This window comes from Paenarthrobacter sp. PH39-S1 (assembly GCF_030063245.1).
In the GTDB taxonomy this organism is placed as follows: Bacteria; Actinomycetota; Actinomycetes; order Actinomycetales; family Micrococcaceae; genus Arthrobacter_M.
In genome coordinates this window covers 1-23,931 of the sequence record NZ_JASISR010000039.1, presented here as the reverse complement: position 1 = coordinate 23,931, position 23,931 = coordinate 1, and the positions used below count along the sequence as shown (strand labels likewise).

Below are 23,931 nucleotides of genomic sequence, written 5' to 3'. Positions count from 1 at the left end.
ACGCCCCAACTACGGCGGGGGCGCAAGCCGCCAAGCCACCGGAGATGGCCATCATCCGGGCTTAACTGACGGAATTAAACCCAGCTCGCATAGCCACCTGACCCATCGAGCCGAATGTGGTTGAGTGGGGGCATGGCATCACGCATCGAGGACTACGCGCTTTTATCCGACATGCACACCGGTCCGCTTCTCTCGCGCACCGGCAGCCTGGACTGGCTCTGTTTCCCCCGCTTCGACTCTCCCTCAGTCTTCGGCGCGCTGCTGGGCACCGAAGATAACGGCCGCTGGCTTTTGGCGCCCGCAGCGGCTGATGCCGTCGTGGTTAAGCGGGAGTACCTGGACGGCACCTTTGTACTCCGCACCGATTGGGCGGCCGACGGCGGCAGCGTGCGGATGACCGAGTTCATGCCGGTGGGGGACAGACGTGCCTCGGTGGTGCGGCGGGTCGAGGGTCTGAGCGGCAGTGTGCGGATATGCCAGGAGCTGAAGATCCGGTTTGGCTACGGTACCGTCGTACCGTGGGTCGGCCGGATGATGGACGCGGAGGGCATCGAGGTGCTGGTGGCGGTTGCCGGACAGAATGCGCTCATGCTGCGTGGGGATGTGCTGCCTACGGTCACTGGCGATAAGCTTGCCGGCGACTTTACCATCGCTGCCGGGGAAAGGGTGGATCTGGAACTTGTCTGGTACCCCTCGTACCGACCCGGGCCGACCCGGATCGACATTGACGCCGCTCTGGCCCAAAGCGTGCATTACTGGTCTGACTGGGCCTCCAGATACAGCCAGGATGGCGAATATGCGGCCGCCGTCCAGCGCTCGCTGCTGGTGCTGCGCGCACTCACCCACGAAGACACCGGGGGCATCGTGGCCGCCCCCACCACCTCTCTGCCGGAGGACTTCGGGGGCGCCCGCAACTGGGACTACCGATACTGCTGGCTGCGCGATGCTGCCCTGACGCTGGAGTCGATGCTGACCCACGGTCACGCTCAGGGCGCCCTGCACTGGCGCAACTGGCTGTTGCGCGCTGTCGCCGGGGATCCGGAGGACCTGCAGATCATGTATGGCGTGGCTGGGGAGCGCGAACTCGAGGAGCGGCAGCTGGCGCATCTGCCCGGATATGAGAATTCAGCTCCGGTGCGCATCGGCAACGGTGCCGTCGGGCAGTTCCAGGCGGACGTCGTCGGCGAGGTGATGGTGGCGCTGGAGAAGTTGCGGCGGGCCGGCGGCATGGAGGACCTCTTCTCCTGGCCGCTGCAGCGTGCCCTGCTGGGATTCGAGGAAAAGCACTTCGACCGGAAGGACTATGGCATCTGGGAAATGCGCGGCGAACCGCGGCATTTCACGCATTCCCGGGTGATGATGTGGGCGGCATTTGACTGCGGAGTCCGCGCCGTGCGCGAGCACGGGTTGGACGGACCGGTGGAGCGCTGGACGGAACTGCGTGAGCGACTCCGCCGGGAAATCCTGAGGTATGGTTTCAGCACCGAACTCAATTCATTCACTCAGGCCTATGACGGCTCGCAGGCGGAAGCCTCGCTGCTGGTAATTCCGCAGGTGGGCTTCCTAGCGTACGACGATGCGAAAATGCTAGGTACCGTGGCGCAACTTGAGCGTGAGCTTATCGACGACGGCCTGCTGCTGCGCTACCGCACAGAAACCGGGGTGGACGGCCTGGAACCCGGCGAACACCCGTTCTTGGCCTGCTCCTTCTGGCTGGTGGAGCAGTACGCGCACAGCGGCCGAAAGGGGGAGGCCAGGGCGCTGATGGACCGCCTGGTGAAGCTGTGCAATGAGCTGGGCCTGCTCGGCGAGGAATACGCGATGAAAGCGGACCGGATGGCCGGGAACTTCCCGCAGGCGTTCTCTCACCTGGCTCTGATCCGGGCCGCGGATGCCCTCCGCGGCCCGGAACGGGTCAGCCTGGCCCCTGCTGGTCCCGCGGTCCCAGGGGGACAGCTGTGAAATCAGTAACGCGCCTTGACCTGGCGTGGACGCGTTGCTGTGCGCCGCGCCGTCAAGCGCAAACGAATTCTGCACCCGGGCGGATGGGTCCAGAAGATCCAGAAAGGACACGATCAATGGGACCAAACTGGACCTGTGATCCTGCGCACATGTGGCGCTGACGTCCGGCGACAACCCGGCCTAGGCTTCGATTATTGCTATCACAACGAACAAGGAGATGGTCGTGGCCATGGAAAGCATTCTGCACTCCCGCCGGATCGTCGGCCGCACCTGGACACCGGAGGAGCTGCACGCCTTAGCTGTAGCAGACAGGGAAGCCCAGCGCCATGTCGCACACATGAGCGCCCGCATCGTGCTGGTTGACCGTGCCCATCTGGTTGACGCCGACCGTATCCGGTCGATCGTCGTGGAGAGCATGGGAGGCATCGCCGGCACATACTACATGGTGGCCGCCCTGCAGTTGGCCGAGTTGGCCATCACCTACCCGCAGCTACTGACGGATATCCAGTACAACGTGCTGCTCGCACCTCTGGAGGCCGCCGAACAGATAGCTGCTTCAACGAGCACGTACGTCCCGGTAGCCGCCTGAGGACACCTGCCGGGAGTCCGCATCGGATCCACACGGGCCGGAGGACGCGACCGGACACCGTCCAATCGAGGGTCAAGGGCGTCGGCCCCCAACGCCCACTCCACGGCGTCCGTCGACCATGCCAGACAGCAGGTTCCGCTGCTCGCCTTGGGGTCTGACCTGCAGCGGAACAGTGGTTGGCGCTAAGGATTCTGTCCCGGTGGCAGGGTTCGGGGGTTGCTGGCTGGGAGGTGACGGTAGATGGACGCGCGGGAGACGCCGAGCGCTTTAGCGATCTGGGTCGGACTTTCGCCTTTGGCCTGTCTGGCCCGGGCGACTGCGAGGGTGTCGGTATCCATGACTGTTGGGCGCCCGCCGGTGCGGCCTGGGGCCCGGGCTGCTGCGAGGCCGGCCACGGTTCGTTGGTGGATCATGTCGCGCTCGAGTTCGGCGAACGCGGCCATCATGACGAAGAATAATTTCCCTTCTCCGGTCGGGTTGTAGGTTCCGGTGAGGGTGCCGGTGAGAATCCGCAGGCCGACTCCTTGGTCGTGGAGGCTATCGGCGATGGTGAGGACTTCTTTCACTGACCGGCCGAGGCGGTCCAATTTCCACACGCACCGGGGCGTCTGTTTGGACGGAGATGGTCGAGGGCTTCGGCGAGCCCTGGGCGGGCGGTGGCGCGGCTGGAGATTTTGTCTTCGAAGATCCGGCCGCAGCCGGCCGTTTTGAGGGCGTCTCGTTGGAGTTGGGCGTCTTGTCCGTTGGTGGAGACGGGGTGTAGCCGATGGGATCGAAATGTTGGGTCGCCATTCGTCTACTGTCGCACAACCCACCTCACAACACCGGTATTCGCCGACCTGTTGTGAGATGGGTTGTGAGATGGGTTGTGGACGGATTGGTGTCGGCGCGTCGCCTGGGGCGGGGTCGTCTCAGAACTGGCCGTATTTGACCCGGCCGGTGGTGCGGTCTTGGAGGCCGTGTTTGAAGGTGTAGGGGGTTTGATCGGTGGCGTTGCCTCCAGTGTCTTTGGTGATGGATTGCATCCCGTAGGGGTCGTAGCTGGTGGCGAGGGTGACGTAAGCCCTTGCAGTGCCAACCTCTCAGAATTCGGCATTGGGCAATGAGTAGCGCAATTATTTTTTTCGTTCATTCACGTGCCTGAGAAGTATGGCAACTGCCGTGATAAATGCTGTTATGGATACAAGCCCAATGACGAAGTACACCCAATGTGAGGGCGATGAGTACGAGCGGACATAGCCAATTACCATGGCAGCCGTCATCAAGGCCGTCGAGGCTATGGAGAGTTTCAGACCGAGATCAGATCGCTTCTGAGGATTTTCAGCCATGTTAGTTGTTACATCCTCCCGCTGCGTCACACCCGAAAGTGTACCCAGCTCCAGCAACAGACGCTTCAAATCCCCCTACAATCACCAAAGACGCCACTACGCCTGCGCCGGGAAGCCCCTGAAGCAAGCGGAGTTTTTCACTTCATGGCGGCTCAGGACAGCAATAGGAGTACTGGGCCGCAAACGCCGGCGTCGTCATCCCGGAAGAAACCAAAGCCGCAGGTTAATAATCGACAGCCCCTTTAACTGAACGGCATTGGGGCTAGCCCGCCACCGCCGCCTTCGCAGCCTGCGAGGCCTCCATCCACTCGCACAGCCACGGAGCCCGGACACTCGACGTAATCCGGCAGTCGGCCACGAAGGTTCCCTTGGCGCCGGCGTCGATCCAGTCCCTGAGCGCGGAAAGGTCCGCCAGTGAGCGGATGATTGCGGATTTGGCACCGAGCGCTCGGGCGATGCCGCTGAAGTCCACCTCGGGGATCAGCATGGGCTTTTCGGTCAGGCCCTGGGAGCCGTACTGATGGACTTCGGCTCCGTAGGCGGCATCGTTGTAGATGACGACGACGGCGCTGCTCGCCGCGCCGATCAGCGATTCGAGGTCGGACAGGCCCATCAGGAAGCCGCCGTCGCCCGAGGCCAGCACCACGGTGCGGCCGTCCTCCACCGCACGGGCTGCCCCGACGGCGCTGGCGAGGCCGAGCCCGATGGTCTGGTAGGCGGTCCCCACCATCACCAGGTCCTGGGGCCGCGGGATGCGCCAGTACATGGGTGCCCAGCCGAGGAAGTGCCCGCCGTCCTGGACCACCGTGCGGCGCTCCGGCAGCACGGCGTCCAAGGCTGTGGCCAGGGTGCGCGGGTCCAGCCGGCCATCCGTGGTCTCGTCGGCGCCTGGGTGGTGGGCCGGTCCTTCGGCCAGGCGCCTGCGGGCCTCCGCGCGCCACGCGTTGCCCGAAGGTCCGCCATCCAGCATTCGGAGGATGCGTCCCGCAGCGGATTTCACGTCCGCGCTGACAAAAAGGTCCACCCGCGGGTGCGTTGGCTGCAGGGCGGTGTCGATCTGGATGACGGTGCTGTCCGGGCCAAGCAGGTGCCCGAACCGCATGGTGAAGGGGCTCAGGCTTGCCCCGGCCACGAGAACCACATCAGCCTCGCCCATAAGCCCGGCCGCGGTGTCCGTGCCGAAGCCGCCGGCGACGCCGAGGTATCCCTCGCCCTGAAGAAGGTTGAGCGCCAGGGCGGTTCCGGCGGTCAGCGCGCCCAGGCGGTCGGCGAGCTCGCGGAGTTCCGGGGCGGCGCCGGCGAGATGCGCACCGCGGCCGGCGAGGATCAGCGGCCGCTTGGCCCCGGCGAGCAGGCGGGCTGCCTGCCCGAGATCGCCGGCGTCGTGCGTCACCGTAGGTGCCAACGGCGCCGGAAGTTCTTCATCTGCCGCCTTGAGTGCCGCGAGGTCGTAGGGGATGGCAATCACCACGGCGGTGCGCTTGGTGAGTGCGTACTCCACCGCCTGCCGGGTGATGGAGCCCGCGGACTCGCGGGTGACGGTGAAGGTGGCCGCGCCGAGGCCCGCGGCGATTGCCGCCTGGTCCACGTCCTGGGGCCGGGCGCCGCTGCTCGGAGCATCCCCGGTGACCAGCACAACGGGGATCTGCGCCTGGACCGCCTCGGCCAGGGCGGTGAGCGCGTTGGTGTAGCCAGGGCCGTAGGTGGTGGTGCCTGCTGCGAGGCGTCCCGACGCACGGTAGTAGGCGTCGGCTGCGGCGATGGCGGCGCCTTCGTGCCGGACGGGGGAGAAGCGAAGGCCCAGCTTCTCCGCGGCGTCCAGGAAGTAGACGTTGCCGTTGCCCATGACGCCGAATACATCGGTGAGGTAGCTGCTGAGAACCTGCACCACGCGGCCGGAGACGGTAAGAGTAGTCATGCAGGAAGCTTGTGGCGTGACTCACGGATAGGCAAGAGAACCGGTTCTGTTTGGGATATTTGGCAGCGGAACCGGTAGGAAGTGAAAATTTGCTCACTTGTGGCGTGGATCACCCATCCTTAGTTTGAAGCGCGGGATTCCTGCTCTGAGAGGCGGGCCAGGAGGCCGTCGTAGCGAGGTGGCATGAGTTCCAGCACTGAAATGGCTGTGCTGGTCCGTTGGATCCCCTCGATTTCCAGGATCTTGTTGGTGATGCGGTAGAGATCTGCCGTGCTGCGTGCCACCACCTTGGCCATGAGGTCCGCGTCCCCGGTGGTGGCGTGCACCTCGATGACTTCCGGGATCGCGGCGAGCCCGTCTTCGACTGCGCCTGTCCGCGTCTGGCTGATGGACAGTGAGAGGAAGGCCATCAGGTCGTAGCCCAATGCGGCGGGGTCCAGTCTCCGGCTGAAGGAACGCAGGGCGCCGCTGCGTTCGAGCCGTGCCAGCCGCGCGTGGACCGTGTTCCGGGCGACGCCGAGCGTCCGGGAGAGCGCCAGGGCGCTGGCTTCCGGATCCTTGTCGAGGGCCAGGATGATCCTGCCGTCGAGGGAATCCAGGTTGCGCGGGTTCGGGATGGTCATATTTTCACCACGTTTACTAGAAGTTGAGCAGAAGTCCCAATGGGTTGAGGATATCTTGCATTGTGGACCTGGTCACAATCATGATTGTTCCTCATGACCCGTGATCAGCTCCTGACCGCACCGGACACCGCGCTTCCCACCCTTCGTGGCGCTGTGGCCGGACTTCCGTCCTACGTTCCGGGCCGCCGCGGCACCGGCACGGACATCGCAGCCCTCGCCAGTAACGAAAGCCATTACGAACCGCTCCCCGCTGCCGCGGCTGCGGTGGCCGCAGCGGCCGGCACCATGAACCGCTACCCGGACAGTGCCGCCGTCGAACTCCGAGAACGGCTCGCCCGGCACCTCGGCGTCACCGCCGGGGAGATCGCGGTGGGGCCCGGCAGTGTGGGCGTCCTGCAGCAGATCATCACCGGACTGTGCGATGCCGGGGATGAAGTGATCTTCGCGTGGCGCTCTTTCGAGGCGTACCCCATGCTGGTGGAGCTGGCAGGCGCCCGGCCGGTCCGCATCCCGCTGGACGAGGCTGAAGGCCACGACCTCGACGCCATGGCCGCGGCCGTCACTGACCGCACGAAGGTCATCCTGCTCTGCACCCCCAACAACCCCACCGGCGCGCCGATCAGCCACGAACGCATCGAGGCCTTCCTGCAGTCCGTGCGCCCGGACATCCTCGTGGTGATCGACGAGGCCTACGTGGAATACGCCGACGGGGGCAGCGGCCCCGACTCCTTGGCGCTCTACCGCCGGTATCCGAACGTCTGCATCCTGCGCACCTTCTCGAAGGCCTACGGACTCGCCGGCCTGCGGGTGGGATACGCCGTAGCCACGCCGGCCATCGCCGAGGGGCTGCGCCGGACCGCCCTTCCCTTCGCGGTGAGCGCGCTGGCCCAGAAGGCGGCCATCGCTTCGCTGGACGCAGGGGAGGAGATGGAAGCGCGGGTGGCTGCCGTCAGGCAGGAGCGCGCCCGGATGGCCGCGCAGCTGGAAGCCCAGGGCTGGAAACTGCAGCCGAGCCAGGGCAATTTCCTGTGGATCCGGGCCGATGGCAGCCTCCGGGCGAGGCTGGTGGACGCGTTCGACCACGCCGGTATCCTGGTCCGCGCGTACCAGGGCGACGGCGTGCGGATCACCGTTGCCGATCCCGCCTCCAACGACCGCGTGCTCAGGCTCCTGGAAGCCCACGCAGCCTGACAACTGACTCAGCTTTTACCAACCCGTTCCACCTACAACCAGAGGAATCCTCAATGGAACAACAGACAAAGACGTCTGCCCGCGCCCTCGGCGCGGCCCTTAAACCCCGCCAGCTCACCATGATGGGCTTGGGAAGCGCGATTGGCGCGGGCCTCTTCATCGGCTCCGGCGCGGGCATCCAGGCTGCCGGCCCGGCGGTGCTCATCTCCTACCTCGTGGCCGGCACGCTCATCATCCTGGTGATGTGGGCCCTCGGCGAAATGGCTGCCGCCAATCCGGACAGCGGTGCCTTCTCCGTCTATACCGCCAAGGCCTACGGGCCGGTGGCCGGTGCCACGGTGGGCTGGCTCTGGTGGCTGCAGCTGGTGGTTGTCATCGCCGCCGAGGCGCTCGGTGCGGCAGGCCTGCTGGCCACCATCTTCCCCGCCCTGCCGGTGTGGCTGATGGCCTTTGTGTTCATCGTGGTGCTCACCGCCGTCAACCTCACCAGCGTCAAGAACTTCGGCGAGTTCGAGTTCTGGTTTGCGCTGCTCAAGGTGGCGGCGATCGTCGGTTTCCTCCTGGTGGGCGCCGCCCTGCTCTTCGGCTGGCTGCCGGGCGTCCAGTCACCGGGCCTGTCCAACTTCACGGGTGCCGGATTCGCACCCAGCGGGTTCGCCGGGATTGCCACGGCACTCTTCGTGGTGGCCTTCGCGTTCGGCGGCACTGAGATCGTCTCGGTGGCGGCAGCTGAAACCGCCGAGCCGGCCCGCAGCGTGAAGATGGCAGTCCGGACGGTGCTGTGGCGCATCCTGGTCTTCTACATCGGTGCGATCTTCGTGATCGCGGCTGTGGTTCCCGTGGGTTCGGCGGGGCTGAAGAGCCCGTTCGCAGCGGTGCTGGACGCCGCGGGCATGCCCGGCGCAGCCACCGCCATCACCCTGGTAGCCGTGGCAGCACTGCTCTCCGCCCTTAACGCCAACCTCTACGGTGCCTCCCGGATGGTATTCTCCCTGGCTGAGCGGGGCGAGGCGCCGCGCCTGCTTGCCTCCGTGTCGAAGGCCCGGGTACCGGTGGTCGCGGTCCTGGCCAGCGTTGCCTTCGGTGTGGTCACGGTTGTGCTGGAGCTGGTCTTCCCCGAAAAGGTCCTTCCCGTCCTGCTCAACATTGTGGGCTCGACTTGCCTGCTGGTGTGGACGTCCGCGCTCCTGGCCCAGCTCGCGCTGCGCCTTCGCGCCGACCGCGAAGGAACGGAGCTTCCCCTGCGGATGCCCGGCTTCCCGTGGCTGACGGGCTTTGGCCTCCTCATCCTCGCGGCGATCTTCACGGTGGGCTTCATCGGAGAGGATTCCCGGCCCCAGCTCCTGAGCACTTTTCTTCTTGTGGGGGTGCTGGCGGCGGCGAACTGGCTGCACCACCGTTCTAGGAAGATTGCGGGCCGTGTCGAAGCATCGGAGAAAGCCAAGGCTTCGGTGCTCGTCGACTGAATCGGGTGCTGTAACCACTTTGGGGTTCGGTGCACATACAGTTGTCCTGCTCCTAGCGTTCCTTGGGGGTCAGTAGTCGGGAGGACGGTAGGTCTTTGATTTTGGGTTTAAAACGCCGGGCCGGTTCCCGGGATCGGGTTGGGCTTTTGGGAAAATGGGGGTATGGATTCTGGCGGCGATGAAGGCCTGTTTGATGAAGCACTCGTGGAGCGGGTTGAGTTCGCTGCCGGCGGGGATCCGGCAGATGCTAATGGTGGGGTGAACAAGCGCTTCAAAGCGTTTGACCCGGACGCGGTGATGCTGGTTCCGCCGTCGTTGGATGAGTGGTTGCCGCAGAATCACTTGGCCCGGTTCATCGCTGAGATCGTCACCGATGAGCTGGACCTGTCCCGGTATTATGACTCGCTCCAGCCAAGGCCAAGGGCCAACCGCCGCCTCACTGGACTACCAGTACCATCTGACGCTATACGCCACTAGTCACCGACCTGACCCCTACCGCGAATCAAGCCCCGCTGGAGCTCTTCGCGAACCCGCACGAGGAAAAGCGCATCGGGCCCCTGATTGAAACCATCTCCACCCGTTACGGGCGTGGAGCCGTCGGTCTTGGCCTTACCGGTCTCAAGGGTGGCCCGGACTGGTCCATGCGGCGAGACATGCTCACCCCCAGGTACACCACCCACTGGGACGAACTACCCATCGCCAAAGCATGTTAAACCCAACACAACGAGGGGATTCCTCCAACACCGCCTGGCCACCGAACAGGGCGCGGCAAAAAGTAAGTCCTCCCAGCATTCCCACATCCAACTGGACAGCTGGAACCACCCCGACGCCCGGGTGGGGCGCACGACGCAGCCTCTCCAACCCCGACGAACGAGAATCTGCAGGCACCGTGAGCAAACCATCAAGACCACGACCACGCTCCGGTGAAACCCGTCCCGCCAGCACCGAATACAGCCGGTCGCCGGCCTCGTCCCTGACCTCGGCGACGAGCCTGGCCAACACGCTCACACCCGGCAACAGCACCCGCTCCGCACGAAGCCATGCCACGCCCTGGTCGAAGAGCTGGGTCGGCCGCTCCGCCCGCGTCCACGCGCGGGCCGTCAGGAAGCTCCTGAATTCGGCGGCAGTCTCGGGCACCGACAGCCGCCGGTACCCATAGGCCTGGGCAATCTCCCACCGGTGCTCGTACGGTGTCTTCGACCGCTCGGCGTAACTCCCCAACACGGAACCGCCGACGATTCCGAGTTGCGTTGCCACGAAATCAACCACCAGTCCCGGTACCGCCACCGGATCTTCAAGAAACGTCCCCAGAAACCGGAGCGTGCCCAACTGCACCCCACACCCAGCCGGCTACCCTCACCACGACGGCGACCAACCAACTCCAGATCCCGGTCATCAAGAAAGAAGAACCGTTCCAACTCGGCCGTCGAAACCGGACCAGCAAACTGGCCATATACCGCTACCTGGTCATCACTGAGAAACTCAACTGGCATGACACCAACCTAAAGCCAACCCCGAGGGCTTAGCGCCAACCACTGTTCGGCTGCAGGTCAGACCCCTCCTTCACGACTGATCCGACCGGGACCACGGCGCAGGCCCCGGCCCTACGTACAGCTCCCTTGGCGTTTATGGCAATCACGGTCACCGTGAGACCCAGGAAAGGCTGAGCCGATGTCACCTGTGGGCTGCGGTCACCGCCACCACGACGGCGACGACGTCCTGTTAGCGCGGCGGGACAGGTCGAGCGCGGGGAGACCCAGCCAGAGCCCCCAGATCTCCACGCGGCCGCAAGCGGCCTTGGTCGATCACCGGTCCCGTTTGATTCGGAGAGCGCTTGGCTCTCCCTCAGCGAGCGTCCTCGGCGAGCAACGTGCGCGCCACCTCGCCGAGCACCGCCATTCCCTCGGCAATGGCGCGGGTCGGGATGGCACCATAGCCGATCCGGAAGTAGTTCCGCGGCGGATCCGGCTGCATATAGTAGATGTCGCCCCGTTCGATGAGTACACCACGTTCCTCCGCCCTGCTGACCAGAACGCGGCAGTCGAGCTGGTCCGGGCCAGTCATCCACAGACTCACTCCTCCGGGCGGATACGCGTTTTGCTGCCATGGAAGACAGCGCACGGAGAGCTCGCTGAGCATTTTCCACTTGCTCTTCATCTTGCTGCGGTGCTGACGCAGGGCACGGTGGTAGTCACCGCTGTCGATCATCAGGGCCAGTGCGCGCTGCATGTGGCCCGGTGGGTGGCGCACCTGATACCGCCGCACCCTCCTCAGCTCCCGGATCAGTTCCTCGGGTCCCACCAGGAAACCCAGCCGCAGGCCCGGCGAAAGGAACTTGGAGAACGTCCCCAGATACAGCACGTCGCCGGTGGAATCGAGGGCCTTCAGCGCAGGGCTGGGGCTGCCTTCATAACGGAACTCGCTGTCGTAGTCATCCTCGATGACGACCGTGCCGGAGGCCGCGGCGAGCCTGAGCAGACGACGACGGCGCTCCATGCTGAGCGTGACGTTGGTGGGATGGTGGTGGCTGGGTGTGACGTAGACGAGCGCGGTGCCGCTGAGCGTGTCCGGGAGACGGAGACCGTCCTGATCCACGTCGATTCCATATACCTGTGCACCTGTGCGCATGAAAATGTGCCGCGCATCGAGATAGCCCGGGTTCTCGATGCCAACGCGCTGATGAGGACCGAGAAGGGTTCTGCCCAGCAGGTCCAGCCCCTGCTGGGAGCCAGTGGTGATCAGGATTTCCTGCGGCTTGGCCTCGATCCCCCGTGCCGGAAGTATCTGACGCCTGATCATCTCGATCAGCATCGGATCGTCGGCTCCCACGCTGTCCTGAAGGCTGGCATAGGTATGGGGCTGATAGAGCGCATCCCGCAGGCTCCGCACCCATGCTGTGGCGGGAAAACTGCTGACGTCTATCTGTCCGGCCACAAAAGGATATGGATAGCGGTGCCAGTCCGCGGTCTTCTCCACGTCCATGACGCCCTCATCGGGGTAGCGCCGCATCCTGGAAGACCAGTCAATCATCGGTCCGGACGCCTGCACATCGGCCTCGGCCGCGGCGAGCATTTCCGGATTCACAAAGATCCCCCGGCGTTCATGGCTGAGCACCAGGCCCTCGGTCAGCAACTCCTGATAGGCCAGATTAATGGTGTTGCGGGAGACTGAGAGTTCGCCCGCCAGCTCCCGTGAGCTGGGAAGCCGGCGGCGGGCATCGAAGATGCCCACGGCAATGCCGTGCTCCACGACGCGCCGGACCTGCCGGTACAGCGGTTCGCTGGAACTGCGGTCAATCTCTATCATGGTCCGTGGCACGCTTTGTCTCCTTGATGGCCCAGTTGACTGTCGGAGCCCAAAAAGGCGGGGGAGTTCATGCATGGACTCCCCCGCCTGGAACTTTGCCTTACTCTAATGATGCGCGGCCACTTCCAGTGAATCAATGACCTCGATCCCGTGGGCTGCGCCCACGGCGGCATTGGTCAGGCGCCCACCGGTGGTGCTCAGGCCCGCCCGCAGAGCCGCGTTCTCCGCCACCGCCCGGTGTACACCCTTCGCTGCTATCTGCACCACGTAAGGCAGCGTCACGTTGGTAAGGGCATACGTCGAGGTGTTGGGAACCGCCCCCGGCATATTCGCCACGCAGTAGAAGACCGACTCGTGGACGCGGAACGTAGGTTCCTGGTGCGTGGTCGGGTGGGAATCTTCAAAGCAACCGCCCTGGTCCACAGCGATGTCAACCAGCACCGAACCGGGCTTCATCTTCGCGACCAGGCCGTTCGTGACAAGTTTCGGGGCCTTCGCACCGGGAACCAGGACCGAACCGATCACCAGGTCAGCATCGACCAGGGACCGTTCGATTTCCAGGGCGTTGGAGGCCACGGTCTTCAACCGGCCCTGGTAGATCGCATCGAGCTCACGCAGGCGGTTGATGTTGATATCCAAAATCGTGACCTCGGCCCCGGTGCCCAACGCCATGGCGGCGGCGTTCGTGCCCGCGACCCCGGCACCGAGGACTACGACCTTGGCCGGGCGTACCCCTGGGACCCCACCGAGCAGGATGCCCTTGCCGCCGGCCGGGGCGGTCAGGCACTGGGCCCCGACCTGGACAGAGAGCCGTCCGGCGACCTCGGACATCGGCGCCAGCAACGGCAGGGTTCGGCCGTCCTGGACGGTCTCATAGGCGATGGCCGTCACTCCGGCGTCGATCAGTGCTTTGGTCAGTTCGGGTTCGGCGGCCAGATGCAGGTACGTGAACAACACCAGATCCTTGCGGAAGTACTGGTATTCGGAGGCAATAGGTTCCTTGACCTTGACCACCATGTCCGCATCCCGCCAGGCCTGCGCGGCGGTATCGACCATGTGCGCCCCGGCCAGTGCATATTCGTCATCGGCGATGCTCGAGCCGATGCCCGCGCCGCGTTCGACCAGCACCGTGTGGCCGTTGCCCACCAATTCATGAACACCCGAAGCGGACATCGCAACACGGAATTCGTTGTTCTTAATTTCCTTGGGAACACCGATGATCATTTGGTACCTCCTGATGGTTAAAGCGTGTTCTCAACACGTCGGCCGAGCGGGCTGCGCAGCATAAACGAAGTCTGGCCGCCCACCCCAGGGGTCCAGAAGATCCAGAAAGGACGTGATCGACAGATCCAAACTGGACCTGTGAGCCCGCTCTCCTTTGGCACTGACGCCCGCCGGCGTGCCGGCTTAGGCTTCGATCATTGCTATTTACAACGAATAAGGAGCATGGACGTGGACGCCACCAAACTGCGGGCTCAGGCCCGCCGACACCTCGGACCCCACTTCACCCGCAAAGACACCTGGGACAGCGAATTCCCCATCTTTGTCCGCGGGGAAGGAAGCTACCTGATCGACACCGAGGGGGACCGGTATCTCGACGGGCTCGCCGGGCTCTTCTGCGTCAACATGGGCCATGGCCGGGCCGACATCGCCAAGGCCGCCAGCGACCAGATCAGCACCCTTGCCTATGCCTCCAACTGGGGATCGGCGCATCCGCCGGCCATCGAGGCCGCCACACTGATCGCTGAGCTGGCCCCCGGCGACCTCGGCACCACCTTCTTCGTCAATTCCGGCTCCGAAGCGGTGGAGACCGCACTGAAATTCGCCCGCCAATACCACCGCAGCCAGGGCCAGCCCCAGCGCACCAAGGTCATCAGCCGCGACATGTCCTATCACGGCACCACCATGGGCGCCCTCTCCATCACCCAGCTGCCCAAGATCAAAGAACCGTTCGGCGAGCTGCTGCCGGGAATCCGCAGCGTTCCCAATACGCTCGGCTTCACCGGGGACTGCGGGCCCGTCACCGAACTGGACTGCTTCCGGGCCATTGAGCAAGTGGTCCTCGAGGAAGGTCCCGAAACCATTGCGGCCATCTTCGCGGAGCCCGTCCAGAACGGCCGCGGTGCCCTAGTGGCGCCTGACGGCTACTGGCCCGCGCTGCGCGCCTTGTGCGATAAGTACGGAATCCTGCTTGTCTCCGACGAGGTCATTTGCTCCTTCGGCCGGCTCGGCCACTTCTTCGGCTACGGGGTGACGGGTGTCGTTCCGGACATGGTCACCTTCGCCAAGGGGTCCACCTCCGGCTACGCACCGCTGGGCGGCCTGATCGTCCGGGAGAAGCTGGTCCAGGAGCTGTACAACTCGTCCAAGGGCGGCGTCTTCACCCACGGCGCCACCTGGGGTGGCCACCCGGTTTCCACCGCCGTCGCCGTCGCGAACATTACCGCCATGCGGGATGAGAACGTGCTGGGCAATGTCCAGGAGCAGGGTCCGAAAATCATGGAAGCCCTCCAGTCCCTGAAGAATGCGCACCGCTGCGTCAAGGCGGTCCGCGGGACCGGCTTCTTCTATGCCATCGAGCTGATGGCGGACAGCTTCAGCGGCCGCGAACTGACAGATGCGGAATCGCTGACGGTGCTGCGGGAGGTATTACCCGAGTCATTCAAGCGCACCAAGGTGATCCTGCGGGGGGATGACCGCGGCGCCACCATGCTCATGATCTCACCGCCGCTGGTCGCCGATTCTGATGTCCTCGCCGAGCTGCTGCACGGCGTGGACGGCATGCTCAACGACGTCGAGAAAGCCATTCAGCCGTAGCAGCGAAGTACCTGTCTGCATGTCCTACGGAGAACCACCTTAGTGGCGGGCTCCGCAGGACCCAATTTGAGAGGTGGGACAATGGGGACCGCGATCGTTGGCACTTCGACGGACCAGCGCGCACCGCGTGCCGGAACAGCCATGTTTGATCGCTGGCGCCAGGAGCTCGCCGGTCGTGGACGGGTCGTCGGGTTCGCCGACGGCGAAGACCAGCGTGCGCTGCGGGCGGCCAGTGCGTTGCTGGCGGAGGGGATCGTCAGGCCCAGGCTGTTCGGCAGGAGCGCCGAGGTACGTCGGGCCGCTGCCGCACTGGGCTGCCTGCTGCCCGCGGACACCATCGTCGATGTCCGCGAGCTGGCCGGGGACAGCAGGATCGGCACGCTGATCGGGCAGGCCTATGCGCGGCATCCGGAGCGATCGGAGCAGGCCCAGTCGGATCCGGTGCACCTCGCCGCAGCCGCGCTGAAGGCCGGCTACGTTGACGCCTGCGTGGCCGGGGCCGGCAGTCCCACCGCAGATGTGCTGCGCGCCGGGCTGCGGGTGATCGGACTCGCCCCGGACTGCACCACCTTGAGCAGCTCCTTCCTGATGTTGCTACCCGACGGAAGAGAGCTGACTTTCAGCGACTGCGCCGTCGTTCCGGATCCGTCCGCCGAGCAGCTCGCGGACATCACTGTTTCGGCCGCCGCCACCCACAATGCCCTGACCCGGCAGACCCCGAGGGTGGCGCTGCTGTCGTTCAGCACCCAGGGCAGCGCGAACCACCCGCATGTTGACAAGGTAAGGACCGCAATGGGCATACTCCGTTCCCGCAACCCTGCGCTACAAGTGGACGGTGAGCTGCAGTTTGACGCAGCGCTGATCCCGGAGATCGGGGCCTTGAAGGCTCCCGGATCGGACGTCGCCGGGCGGGCGAACGTGCTGGTATTTCCCAGCCTTGACGCGGGAAATATCGGTTATAAAATCACCCAGCGCCTGGGCGGCGCCACGGCTTTGGGCCCGGTCCTGCAGGGACTGGCTGCCCCGCTGAATGACCTGTCCCGCGGATGCAGCACGGAGGATATTGTCTGCGTTGGCCTGCTGAGCGCGATGCAGTCGCTTGTTTCGGGGCATGCCCAGGCGGAATCCGCCCTGAGCTGCACAACCTGAGCTGCACAACCTGAGCTGCACAACCTGACGGCATCGCAGCCCTCCGCCGGATAACGGCTATCCACCCACCTGCTGCATCGAAAGAAAGGAGATCCGACGCGGACCCCGGGATTTGCCGGGTCCAGCCGGATCGCAGACGATATGACGCAAGATGTGGTCACCGCGAAAATTCACCAGCCGAGGTCTCCGCTTTCCCGGGGTCTGCGGCACAAAAGGCTGCCCGGGCTCGCAGCCGCGGCGGTCGCCGTCGCCGCGGCCTGGCTGATCCCTCTGGCAGTACCGGTGATGCCCTTCCTCACGGTGGCGGTCATTCTGGGAATCCTCTCCGCAAATATTCCGGGGATCAGTTACGCCGTCGAAGGCGTCCTGCGGCCGGGACTTGAATATTCTGGAAAAAAATTCATGCGCCTGGGCGTCGTGCTGCTCGGGCTCAAACTCAGTCTGATCGATGTGGCAGCGCTCGGCTGGGGGACGCTCGGGATTGTGGTCGGCATCGTTCTCCTGACGTTTTTTGGCACCTTGGCCCTAGGCAAGCTCCTCAGGCTTCCGGGCGATCAGCCCATCCTGCTGGCAACGGGCTTCTCCATCTGTGGTGCATCGGCCATCGGTGCCATGAGTGGAGTGACCAAAACAGATCACCGGGACACAGTTGTTCCCATCGCCCTGGTGACGCTGTGCGGAACCCTGGCTATCGGGGTGTTGCCCGCTCTGAAAGGACCCCTGGGCTTGGACGCGATCGCGTTCGGGCACTGGGTCGGCGCAAGCGTCCACGACGTAGGGCAGGTTGTGGCCACGGCACAAACAGCAGGCTCGGCTGCCCTGGCCGGAGCCCTGATCATCAAACTCACCCGCGTGCTCATGCTGGCACCCATTGTTACGGTAACCGCCCTCGTGGAACGGCACCGCCACCACAGGAAAGTGGCAGCCGGCGCAGTCGACCACGCCGAGATCAAGCTTCCCCCGCTGGTTCCGCTCTTCGTGGCCGGATTCATTGCGATGATTGTCCTCCGGACCTTGGGAATTTTGCCGCCTCCCGCCCTTGCCGCGGCCGGCACAGCCCAGGACCTGCTGCTTGCGGCAGCACTCTATGGATTGGGAGCATCGGTCAAAGTACGCTCACTGGTCCAGACCAGCGGCAGGGCCATCATCGCCACGATGCTTTCCTGGGCCCTGATTGCAGCGCTCGCCTACGTGGGCGTGCACTACATCTGACGCACCCTTTAGGGCGATCAATGGGTAGAATCCGACGGCGGGTACGTCTTCCGCCTACGCCCGGACGTAGCGGAGCGTGGCGAAGCCGCCGGGAACGCTAGAGACCCCGGCCCGAGTGCTTCGCGCCACTGGACTTCCGGCCGATCACTCAACACCCCGGCCCGCCGCCAAACAGGAGTTCCGCCGTCGTCGTCCTGACGCGCCCTCGGCGTCTGGCGGCGGCGTCTGGCTGCGAAAAAGACGCTCATTCCCCGTTATCGCACCGGCGGGCGGTGCGGCAACGGGGAAAGGCCGCCAGGACGGGAACGGGGTTAAGCTGCGTCCAAATACCCGTTCGGGTTCAGCACATACTTCGTGGCAGCGCCCGCATCAAACTCCGCGTAACCGCGCGGTGCGTCGTCAAGGCCGATCGCCTTGGCGTTGACGTTGTTGGCAATGTGCACCTTGTCATGCAGGATCGCCATCATCAGCCCACGGTTGTATTTCATCACCGGACACTGGCCGGTCACGAAGGAGAGCGACTTCGCCCAGCCGGTGCCCAGGCTCAGGGAAAGGGAGCCCTTCTGCGCTGCCTTGTCCGCCGCGCCCGGATCTCCGGTGACGTACAGCCCGGGAATGCCCATCGCGCCGCCCGCCGTCGTGATCTCCATCAGCGAATTCAACACCGTAGCCGGCGCCTCCTGGCCGTCCTTACCATGCCCCTTGGCCTCGAATCCGACCGCGTCGACGCCGCAGTCCACCTCCGGCACGCCCAGGATCTGCTCGATCTGGTCCTTCGGATCCCCCTTGGTCAGATCGATGGTTTCGCAACCGAAGCTGTGCGCCTGCGTGAGCCGGTCCTCATTCATATCACCGACAATGACGGCGGCGGCTCCCAACAGCAGAGCGCTGGTGGCCGCGGCCAGACCCACCGGTCCGGCACCGGCAATGTAGACGGTCGAGCCCGCCCCCACGCCAGCCGACACGGCCCCGTGGTAGCCGGTGGGGAAGATGTCCGAGAGCATGGTCAGATCCATGATTTTCTCCAGGGCCTGATCCCGGTCCGGGAACTTCAGCAGGTTCCAATCCGCGTACGGAACAAGTACATACTCGGCCTGGCCGCCGATCCAGCCACCCATGTCCACGTAGCCGTAGGCGCCGCCGGGCTGTACCGGGTTGACGTTGAGACAAATGCCGGTTTTGCGTTCCTTACAGTTCCGGCAGCGGCCACAGGAAATATTGAAAGGCACTGAGCAAATATCGCCGACCTTGATGAACTCCACGCCGGGGCCGACCTCCACCACCTCGCCGGTGATTTCATGCCCCAAAATCAGGTTCTTCGGAGCCGTGGTGCGTCCGCGGACCATGTGCTGGTCCGATCCGCAGATATTGGTGGCGACGGTTTTGAGAATGGCGCCGTGCGGCACCTTGCGCCCCACGTTGTCCGGGTGGACCCCCGGCCCGTCTTTCAACTCGAAGGTGGGGTAATCGATGTCGATGACCTCCACCTGTCCGGTCCCCTTGTAGGCAACGGCTCTATTTCCCGACATGGTGTCCCTTCCTAGTGCTGCGGACCCATCGCGTTGGAGGCTCCGCTCCGATTTAAGAAGCACCCGGGGCGCCACGGACGTTGCCTGCGCGGCTGCCTTGCCGCACGGCGTTGGTCAAAGACGGTGGGTGTCAGGCCAGTCTAGGGCGGAAGCAGCCCAAAAGTAAGGGTGCTGAGAAATACTAGTCCGGTACCAGCATGGTTCGCAGATCGAGCCGGTGCAGAACCCGGTCCGTGACCATAGGATCCGCTCCCGCCTCACCGCGCGCTGTCACCATTTCCTGGCGTGCCGCATCCAGGGCCAGCGACTGAACGGTGATGGCCCAGCCGCGGAACTCGGAGCGCTCCTCTTTCATGGCATCGGTAGGAGCCCCTGCCAACTCACTGTGCAGCTGGCGCAGGCGCGCCTTGACCCAGTCAATCCTTTTCTGATCCACCCCGTCGAGGAGGTCGGAAGACTCGACGGCGGCCATGGCGGCTTCCTGGGCGCGGGCGGCCAGCTCCTGCTCCGCCTGCTTCTCCGTCTCCGGCGACTCCTCAATGCCGAGATATTTCATCAGCCACGGCAGGGTCAAACCGGGCAGCACCAGCGTGCTCAGCAGGATGGCCACGGCCAGCAGCACAATCTGGCTGCGCGCCGGGAACGGCGAACCGTCCGGCATCGAGCTGGGCAGCGCCAGGGCCAGGGCCAGGGTGGCCAGCCCGCGCATGCCGCACCAGGTCAGCGCCACCACGTCTTTGCCTTTCGACGGCGGCGGGTCCGCATTCTTGCGCCAGCGCGGCAGTACCATCATGGCCAGCCAGGCCGCCCGGACGGCGAAACAGAGCAGGCAGATCAGCACGGCCGGCCAGAGCAGGGCCATGATGTTCATCGCCTGGCCCTGGACGACCTGCCGCACCTCCAGCCCGACCAGTCCGAAGGCAATGCCGGTTACCAGCAGCTCCACCACGTCCCAGAAAGCGGTGACGGTAACCCGCTCCTCGGCCGCATCCGGGTGGCTGCCTCGCCGGATTTCGAGAGCCGTTATCACCACGGCAACGACCCCAGAGGCATGCACCGAATCTGCCGCGATGTACACCGCGAAAGGCACCACCAGCGTGGCGGCGCTGTGACCCACTGGATTGGTAATGAACTGCGTCAGTTTCTTGGTGATCCAGCCTGCAGCGAACCCCAGCAGGGCCGCACCGGCCGCGCCCAGGAGGAAGGATCCGACGATTCCGGCGCCCACATCCTCGCCCTCAAGTGCCGCGGCAACCGCGGCCTGGAAAATCACGATGGCGGTGGCGTCGTTGAACAAGCCCTCGCTTTGCAGCACGCTCGTCAACCGGCGTGGCATCCGGACACGCGCCGCCACGGACTGCACCGCCACTGGGTCGGGCGGCGCCACCATGGCGCCGAGGGCTATGGCGGCCGGAATACCGATCCCGGGGATCAGCAGCCAGGCCACCCCGGCCACGGTCGCCGTCGTCACCACCACCAGGGCCACCGCCAGCAGCACGATGCTGCGCCAGCGAATGCGGAACACGGACCAGGAGGTTTTCAGCGCGGCTGCGAAGAGAAGCGGCGGAAGAAAGAGCGGCAGAATCAGCTCCGGATCGATGTGGACCCGTGGAAAGCCGGGGATAAAGGCCGCGCCGGCGGAGAGGATGATCATGAGCACCGGATACGGCAGCCTGATCCGGTCCCCGAGCCCGACCATCAGTACCGTGGCCAGCATCAAACCGACCACCAGCGCCAATATTTCCATCAATGCCACCCACCGTTTCAGTTCATCGCAACCCCAAAACAGCGTAGCCTCTCAGCATGGCCGGAACCGCGGACACGGCGGGATATCTTGGCCACCGTCCGGATGGGCATCTTCACCGACGGCCGCCTGCCTCATTGTCCCGCCGGGCTCGTCCCACGCCGGGGCTCAACCCACGTGGACCTCGACCCAAACAGACCGGGGAGCGCCACAATCCCGGCCCGTGCCAGGCAGCGGGACGCCCAAGACGGCGTCCACTACCGCTCTTCCCAGTCGGTCACCATGCCGAACACCTGGTCACGGCGGTGGCGGGATGCGTATATACGGGTAGTTTGGTAGGTGAGCACCAATGAATCGGACACCCAGGAGGATTCCCTAATGGCTACCAAATTTTCTGTCGGCGACCACGTCAGGTGGAACTCGGAGGCCGGCGAGGTTCAGGGCAGGATTGTTAAGGTCCACCGGAAAGACCGCCTATTCAAGGGCCAAACGCGGCACTGCACCCCGGAGGATCCGCAGTACGAGATCAAGAGCGACACCACCGAGCATGTGGCGCTGCATAAGGGGTCAGCGCTGACAAAGATCTGAACCCCAACGGCCCGATGGCGGCCGGTGACGTTGGGCTGACGTCCCCGCGGTTGTCGTGTTGGGCCCGGGCCGCCGTACTGCCTGGGGACGGCGTCGTTAGTAGCCTGCGTGCACATCCACCAGGCCCTGCAATGGCTTTCCTTCGGCCCACCGGCGGACGTTCTCACGAACCCGAGCGCCGATCAGCGGACGGACCATCTCCTCGGTGTCCGCGGTGTGCGGGGTGATGAGCGCCTTCTGTTCCGTCCACAACGGATGTCCATCAGGCAACGGCTCCGGATCCGTTACGTCCAGAGCCGCGCCGGCCAAGGCACCGCCAGCGAGTGCCGCCACCAACGCGTCCGTATCCACGAGTCCTCCACGGGCGATATTGACCAGGATGCTCGTCCGTTTCATCCGATCCAGTTCCCGTGCACCGATCAGCTTCTTCGTCTCGGCCGTCAGCGCAGCAGCGAGCACCACTACGTCTGCCTCAGCCAGTACATCCGCGAGCGTATGTCCGAGCTCTGCATCGGCTTCGGCATCGGCAGCTCCCAGATCCGCGCGCAGAGCCCGCATGGACATCGTCACGTCCGCTCCGGGCACGGCATCGGCACCGCGCCGCAGCACCGTCACATGAGTGTCGAAAGCCTTGAACAGCCGGACGATTTCCTGCCCGATCCCGCCCGCGCCCAGCACCACAACGCGCATTCCGTACAGGGATGTTCCGTGTTCCGCGCCCCATGCGGTTGCCCGGACTCTTTCAGGAAGCCGGCGCAGCAGGGCCAGGGTAAGAGCGAGTGCGTGTTCCGCCACGGGGCGGGCAAACGCACCCTTAGCGCTGGTCCAATGCAGAGCGGGGTGGGCGGCGAGGGCGGGCCCATAGACCTCGACGCCGGCGGAAGGCAGCTGGATCCAGCCTATTCCGGGATGCCGATCAAGTAATTCGGTGAGCTCCGGGGCACCGACCCGCCCACTGAGAATTAGACCCGTCGTATCGCCGGACAGAGGGCCGAGCGTACCGCCAGCCGCAGTCACCTCCCGCGCCAGGTTCTCATCCGGTTCGGGAAAAATGGTCAGCCGCGCAGCGGTGTCCGTCGTCGTCGTCATGCCCGCAGCCGCCGTCATCGTGCCCGCAGCCGTCGTCGTCGTGCTCATCATCTCGTGGCCTTCCCTCTGCCGTTTCCTCCGCCGCGCGTCGGCACCGACTCCCCACCGTCTGCACGCAGCGCAGCGGAGCGACTGTCGAATTGCAGTGTCGGCCCCGCTCCCACCAGAATACCGTCGCGTGACCAGCTCGCGGCATCGGTGGCGGCGCAGCAGTGCCCGCGCCTTATGAGGCGCTTCGGTGCTCGCGGGCCCGGATCCCAGCACATGACACGCAGAACCTGGCCTCCGGACGGACTTCCAGCCGTTCCGGCGGAATCGGCTTCCCGCAGCGCTCGCAGCTCCCGTAGGTACCGCGCTCCAGCCTCGCCTGTGCTTCCAGCAGCTCCGCCAGCTGCGTTTCAGCATCAGCCAGCAAAGCAACGTCGCGTTCACGTTCCAGCGTGACCGTGGAGCCTTCCGGATCATGCTCGTCGTCCGCCGGTGTATCCCGGTTAGCGAGCGTCACCTCGCGGATCTCATCACCCAGCCGCCCGATCTGCTGACGGGCGTGCGCTACCCGCAATTCCAGTACCCCGCGGATCAGCTCCTCATTCAGCATTCCTTAGAGTACCGCTTTGCCAACCTGCACGTCATGAATTTGCGCCTTCGAATCCTTACGCCTACAGGTCCGCGGGCCCTCGTCCGCGGGCCTTCGTCCGCCGGCATTGGGTGAGGCAACCAGGTATTTCCTCCTGAGCCACAAGGGCGGAATTTGGATATAGCTTCCTTGTGACTACCGCAGTTGCCTCCGCCACCACCACGAACGATGGTGGCTTGATGGCAGCTTTCGAAAAAATCCAGGATCATTCAGAGCGTCGCCCCGGACGCCAAAATACCGTAGCCAGGGCCGGCGATTTTTGGGGGCGGTGTTAAATGGTTTGAGCCCCGCACGGTGTGCGGGGCTCAAGCCTTTTTGTTTTCTAAATGGTGTCCGGCGGTGTCCTACTCTCCCACACCCTCTCGAGTGCAGTACCATCGGCGCTGTGGGTCTTAGCTTCCGGGTTCGGAATGGGACCGGGCGTTTCCCCCACGCTATGACCGCCGTAACTCTTTGTCCGCACCGGCACCACCGGGTTTTTGGGTGGGTGCTGGGGGAAATTTGTGGGTTACAACTTCACTGTATGTAGTTATTCACCTGCAGGTGGTTATTCACCTGTAGGTGGTTATTCACCTGTAGGTGGTTATCCATGTGGTGTTGGGCATGGGGTGGTTGAGGGTGCAACCAGGACCAACCCGTTCCCCTGTCGTGTGGCAGGGGTGGGGTTGTTGGTTGGGAACCACATAGTGGACGCAAGCAGCAGATCTTTTTCCCTGACCGTGGTGGTGCAGCGTTTGAAGTCGCTTCACCGGTCAGGGGTGTGGTGTAAGTCATCGGCCTATT

At 64.6% G+C, this 23,931-nt stretch carries 17 protein-coding genes, 1 rRNA gene and 4 pseudogenes; 10 read left to right on the top strand and 12 right to left on the bottom strand.

Annotated elements, in window-relative coordinates; translation table 11 throughout:
* Positions 1–114 precede the first annotated feature (114 nt).
* Both QMG52_RS18570 and QMG52_RS18565 read left to right on the top strand, forming a co-directional pair.
* Positions 115–1,962, top strand: coding sequence for a glycoside hydrolase family 15 protein (locus QMG52_RS18570; protein WP_283561905.1), 1,848 nt, complete (start codon positions 115–117; stop codon positions 1,960–1,962).
* A 223-nt stretch (positions 1,963–2,185) separates the two neighbouring features.
* Positions 2,186–2,551 (top strand): hypothetical protein, encoded by a 366-nt coding sequence (locus QMG52_RS18565; protein ID WP_283561904.1) that lies wholly within the window; start codon positions 2,186–2,188, stop codon positions 2,549–2,551.
* A gap of 182 nt (positions 2,552–2,733) precedes the next feature.
* On the opposite strand, the gene QMG52_RS18560 is transcribed toward QMG52_RS18565, so the two are convergent.
* From QMG52_RS18560 to QMG52_RS18545, 4 genes and pseudogenes are all read right to left on the bottom strand, one after another.
* The gene (locus QMG52_RS18560; protein WP_283561903.1) at positions 2,734–3,117 is read right to left on the bottom strand and encodes a recombinase family protein; all 384 of its coding nucleotides are present in this window, start codon (positions 3,115–3,117) and stop codon (positions 2,734–2,736) included.
* Positions 3,114–3,245 (bottom strand): annotated as a pseudogene (locus tag QMG52_RS22430) (hypothetical protein); the annotation flags it as partial. The pseudogene QMG52_RS22430 and the gene QMG52_RS18560, both read right to left, overlap by 4 nt.
* Positions 3,246–4,141: 896 nt before the next feature.
* Positions 4,142–5,797, bottom strand: a complete 1,656-nt coding sequence (locus tag QMG52_RS18550; RefSeq protein ID WP_283561902.1) for a thiamine pyrophosphate-binding protein — start codon at positions 5,795–5,797, stop codon at positions 4,142–4,144.
* 119 nt (positions 5,798–5,916) lie between these two features.
* Positions 5,917–6,420 (bottom strand): Lrp/AsnC family transcriptional regulator, encoded by a 504-nt coding sequence (locus QMG52_RS18545; RefSeq protein WP_283561901.1) that lies wholly within the window; start codon positions 6,418–6,420, stop codon positions 5,917–5,919.
* A 93-nt stretch (positions 6,421–6,513) separates the two neighbouring features.
* Here QMG52_RS18545 and hisC point away from each other — a divergent pair, with 93 nt between their 5' ends.
* The 4 genes and pseudogenes from hisC to QMG52_RS18525 all read left to right on the top strand — a co-directional run.
* A complete protein-coding gene (gene hisC, locus QMG52_RS18540; protein ID WP_283561900.1) occupies positions 6,514–7,611 on the top strand; it encodes a histidinol-phosphate transaminase in 1,098 nt (365 codons plus the stop codon).
* A 53-nt stretch (positions 7,612–7,664) separates the two neighbouring features.
* On the top strand, positions 7,665–9,077 hold the full coding sequence (locus QMG52_RS18535) for an amino acid permease (protein WP_283561899.1): 1,413 nt from the start codon (positions 7,665–7,667) through the stop codon (positions 9,075–9,077).
* Between the two features lie 258 nt (positions 9,078–9,335).
* A pseudogene (locus tag QMG52_RS22425) lies at positions 9,336–9,511 on the top strand (IS5/IS1182 family transposase); the annotation flags it as partial.
* Between the two features lie 39 nt (positions 9,512–9,550).
* A pseudogene (locus QMG52_RS18525) lies at positions 9,551–9,790 on the top strand (DUF4113 domain-containing protein); the annotation flags it as partial.
* A gap of 108 nt (positions 9,791–9,898) precedes the next feature.
* Here the strand turns inward: QMG52_RS18525 and QMG52_RS18520 are convergent.
* The 3 genes and pseudogenes from QMG52_RS18520 to ald all read right to left on the bottom strand — a co-directional run.
* Positions 9,899–10,570, bottom strand: a pseudogene (locus QMG52_RS18520) (DUF4158 domain-containing protein); the annotation flags it as partial.
* Positions 10,571–10,922: 352 nt separating this feature from the next.
* The gene (pdxR, locus tag QMG52_RS18515) at positions 10,923–12,395 is read right to left on the bottom strand and encodes a MocR-like pyridoxine biosynthesis transcription factor PdxR (protein WP_283561898.1); all 1,473 of its coding nucleotides are present in this window, start codon (positions 12,393–12,395) and stop codon (positions 10,923–10,925) included.
* Positions 12,396–12,488: 93 nt separating this feature from the next.
* Entirely contained in the window at positions 12,489–13,607 is a 1,119-nt protein-coding gene (gene ald / locus QMG52_RS18510) for an alanine dehydrogenase (protein WP_283561897.1), read from the bottom strand.
* A gap of 228 nt (positions 13,608–13,835) precedes the next feature.
* Between ald and QMG52_RS18505 the strand changes: the two genes are divergently transcribed.
* From QMG52_RS18505 to QMG52_RS18495, 3 genes are all read left to right on the top strand, one after another.
* Positions 13,836–15,200, top strand: a complete 1,365-nt coding sequence (locus QMG52_RS18505; protein ID WP_283561896.1) for an aspartate aminotransferase family protein — start codon at positions 13,836–13,838, stop codon at positions 15,198–15,200.
* A gap of 141 nt (positions 15,201–15,341) precedes the next feature.
* The gene (locus QMG52_RS18500) at positions 15,342–16,349 is read left to right on the top strand and encodes a phosphotransacetylase (RefSeq protein WP_283561895.1); all 1,008 of its coding nucleotides are present in this window, start codon (positions 15,342–15,344) and stop codon (positions 16,347–16,349) included.
* 141 nt (positions 16,350–16,490) lie between these two features.
* The gene (locus tag QMG52_RS18495) at positions 16,491–17,561 is read left to right on the top strand and encodes a YeiH family protein (RefSeq protein WP_283561894.1); all 1,071 of its coding nucleotides are present in this window, start codon (positions 16,491–16,493) and stop codon (positions 17,559–17,561) included.
* Between the two features lie 311 nt (positions 17,562–17,872).
* Here QMG52_RS18495 and fdhA read toward each other — a convergent pair whose 3' ends face one another.
* The gene (fdhA, locus tag QMG52_RS18490) at positions 17,873–19,090 is read right to left on the bottom strand and encodes a formaldehyde dehydrogenase, glutathione-independent (protein ID WP_283561893.1); all 1,218 of its coding nucleotides are present in this window, start codon (positions 19,088–19,090) and stop codon (positions 17,873–17,875) included.
* Between the two features lie 181 nt (positions 19,091–19,271).
* A complete protein-coding gene (locus QMG52_RS18485) occupies positions 19,272–20,837 on the bottom strand; it encodes a Na+/H+ antiporter (RefSeq protein ID WP_283561911.1) in 1,566 nt (521 codons plus the stop codon).
* 375 nt (positions 20,838–21,212) lie between these two features.
* Between QMG52_RS18485 and QMG52_RS18480 the strand changes: the two genes are divergently transcribed.
* On the top strand, positions 21,213–21,422 hold the full coding sequence (locus QMG52_RS18480) for a hypervirulence associated TUDOR domain-containing protein (RefSeq protein WP_283561892.1): 210 nt from the start codon (positions 21,213–21,215) through the stop codon (positions 21,420–21,422).
* A gap of 96 nt (positions 21,423–21,518) precedes the next feature.
* On the opposite strand, the gene QMG52_RS18475 is transcribed toward QMG52_RS18480, so the two are convergent.
* From QMG52_RS18475 to rrf, 3 genes are all read right to left on the bottom strand, one after another.
* Positions 21,519–22,562, bottom strand: coding sequence for an NAD(P)-dependent oxidoreductase (locus QMG52_RS18475; RefSeq protein WP_283561891.1), 1,044 nt, complete (start codon positions 22,560–22,562; stop codon positions 21,519–21,521).
* Between the two features lie 172 nt (positions 22,563–22,734).
* Positions 22,735–23,109, bottom strand: coding sequence for a TraR/DksA family transcriptional regulator (locus QMG52_RS18470; RefSeq protein WP_283561890.1), 375 nt, complete (start codon positions 23,107–23,109; stop codon positions 22,735–22,737).
* A gap of 370 nt (positions 23,110–23,479) precedes the next feature.
* Positions 23,480–23,596, bottom strand: a 5S ribosomal RNA gene (gene rrf / locus QMG52_RS18465).
* Between the last annotated feature and the right edge of the window lie 335 nt (positions 23,597–23,931).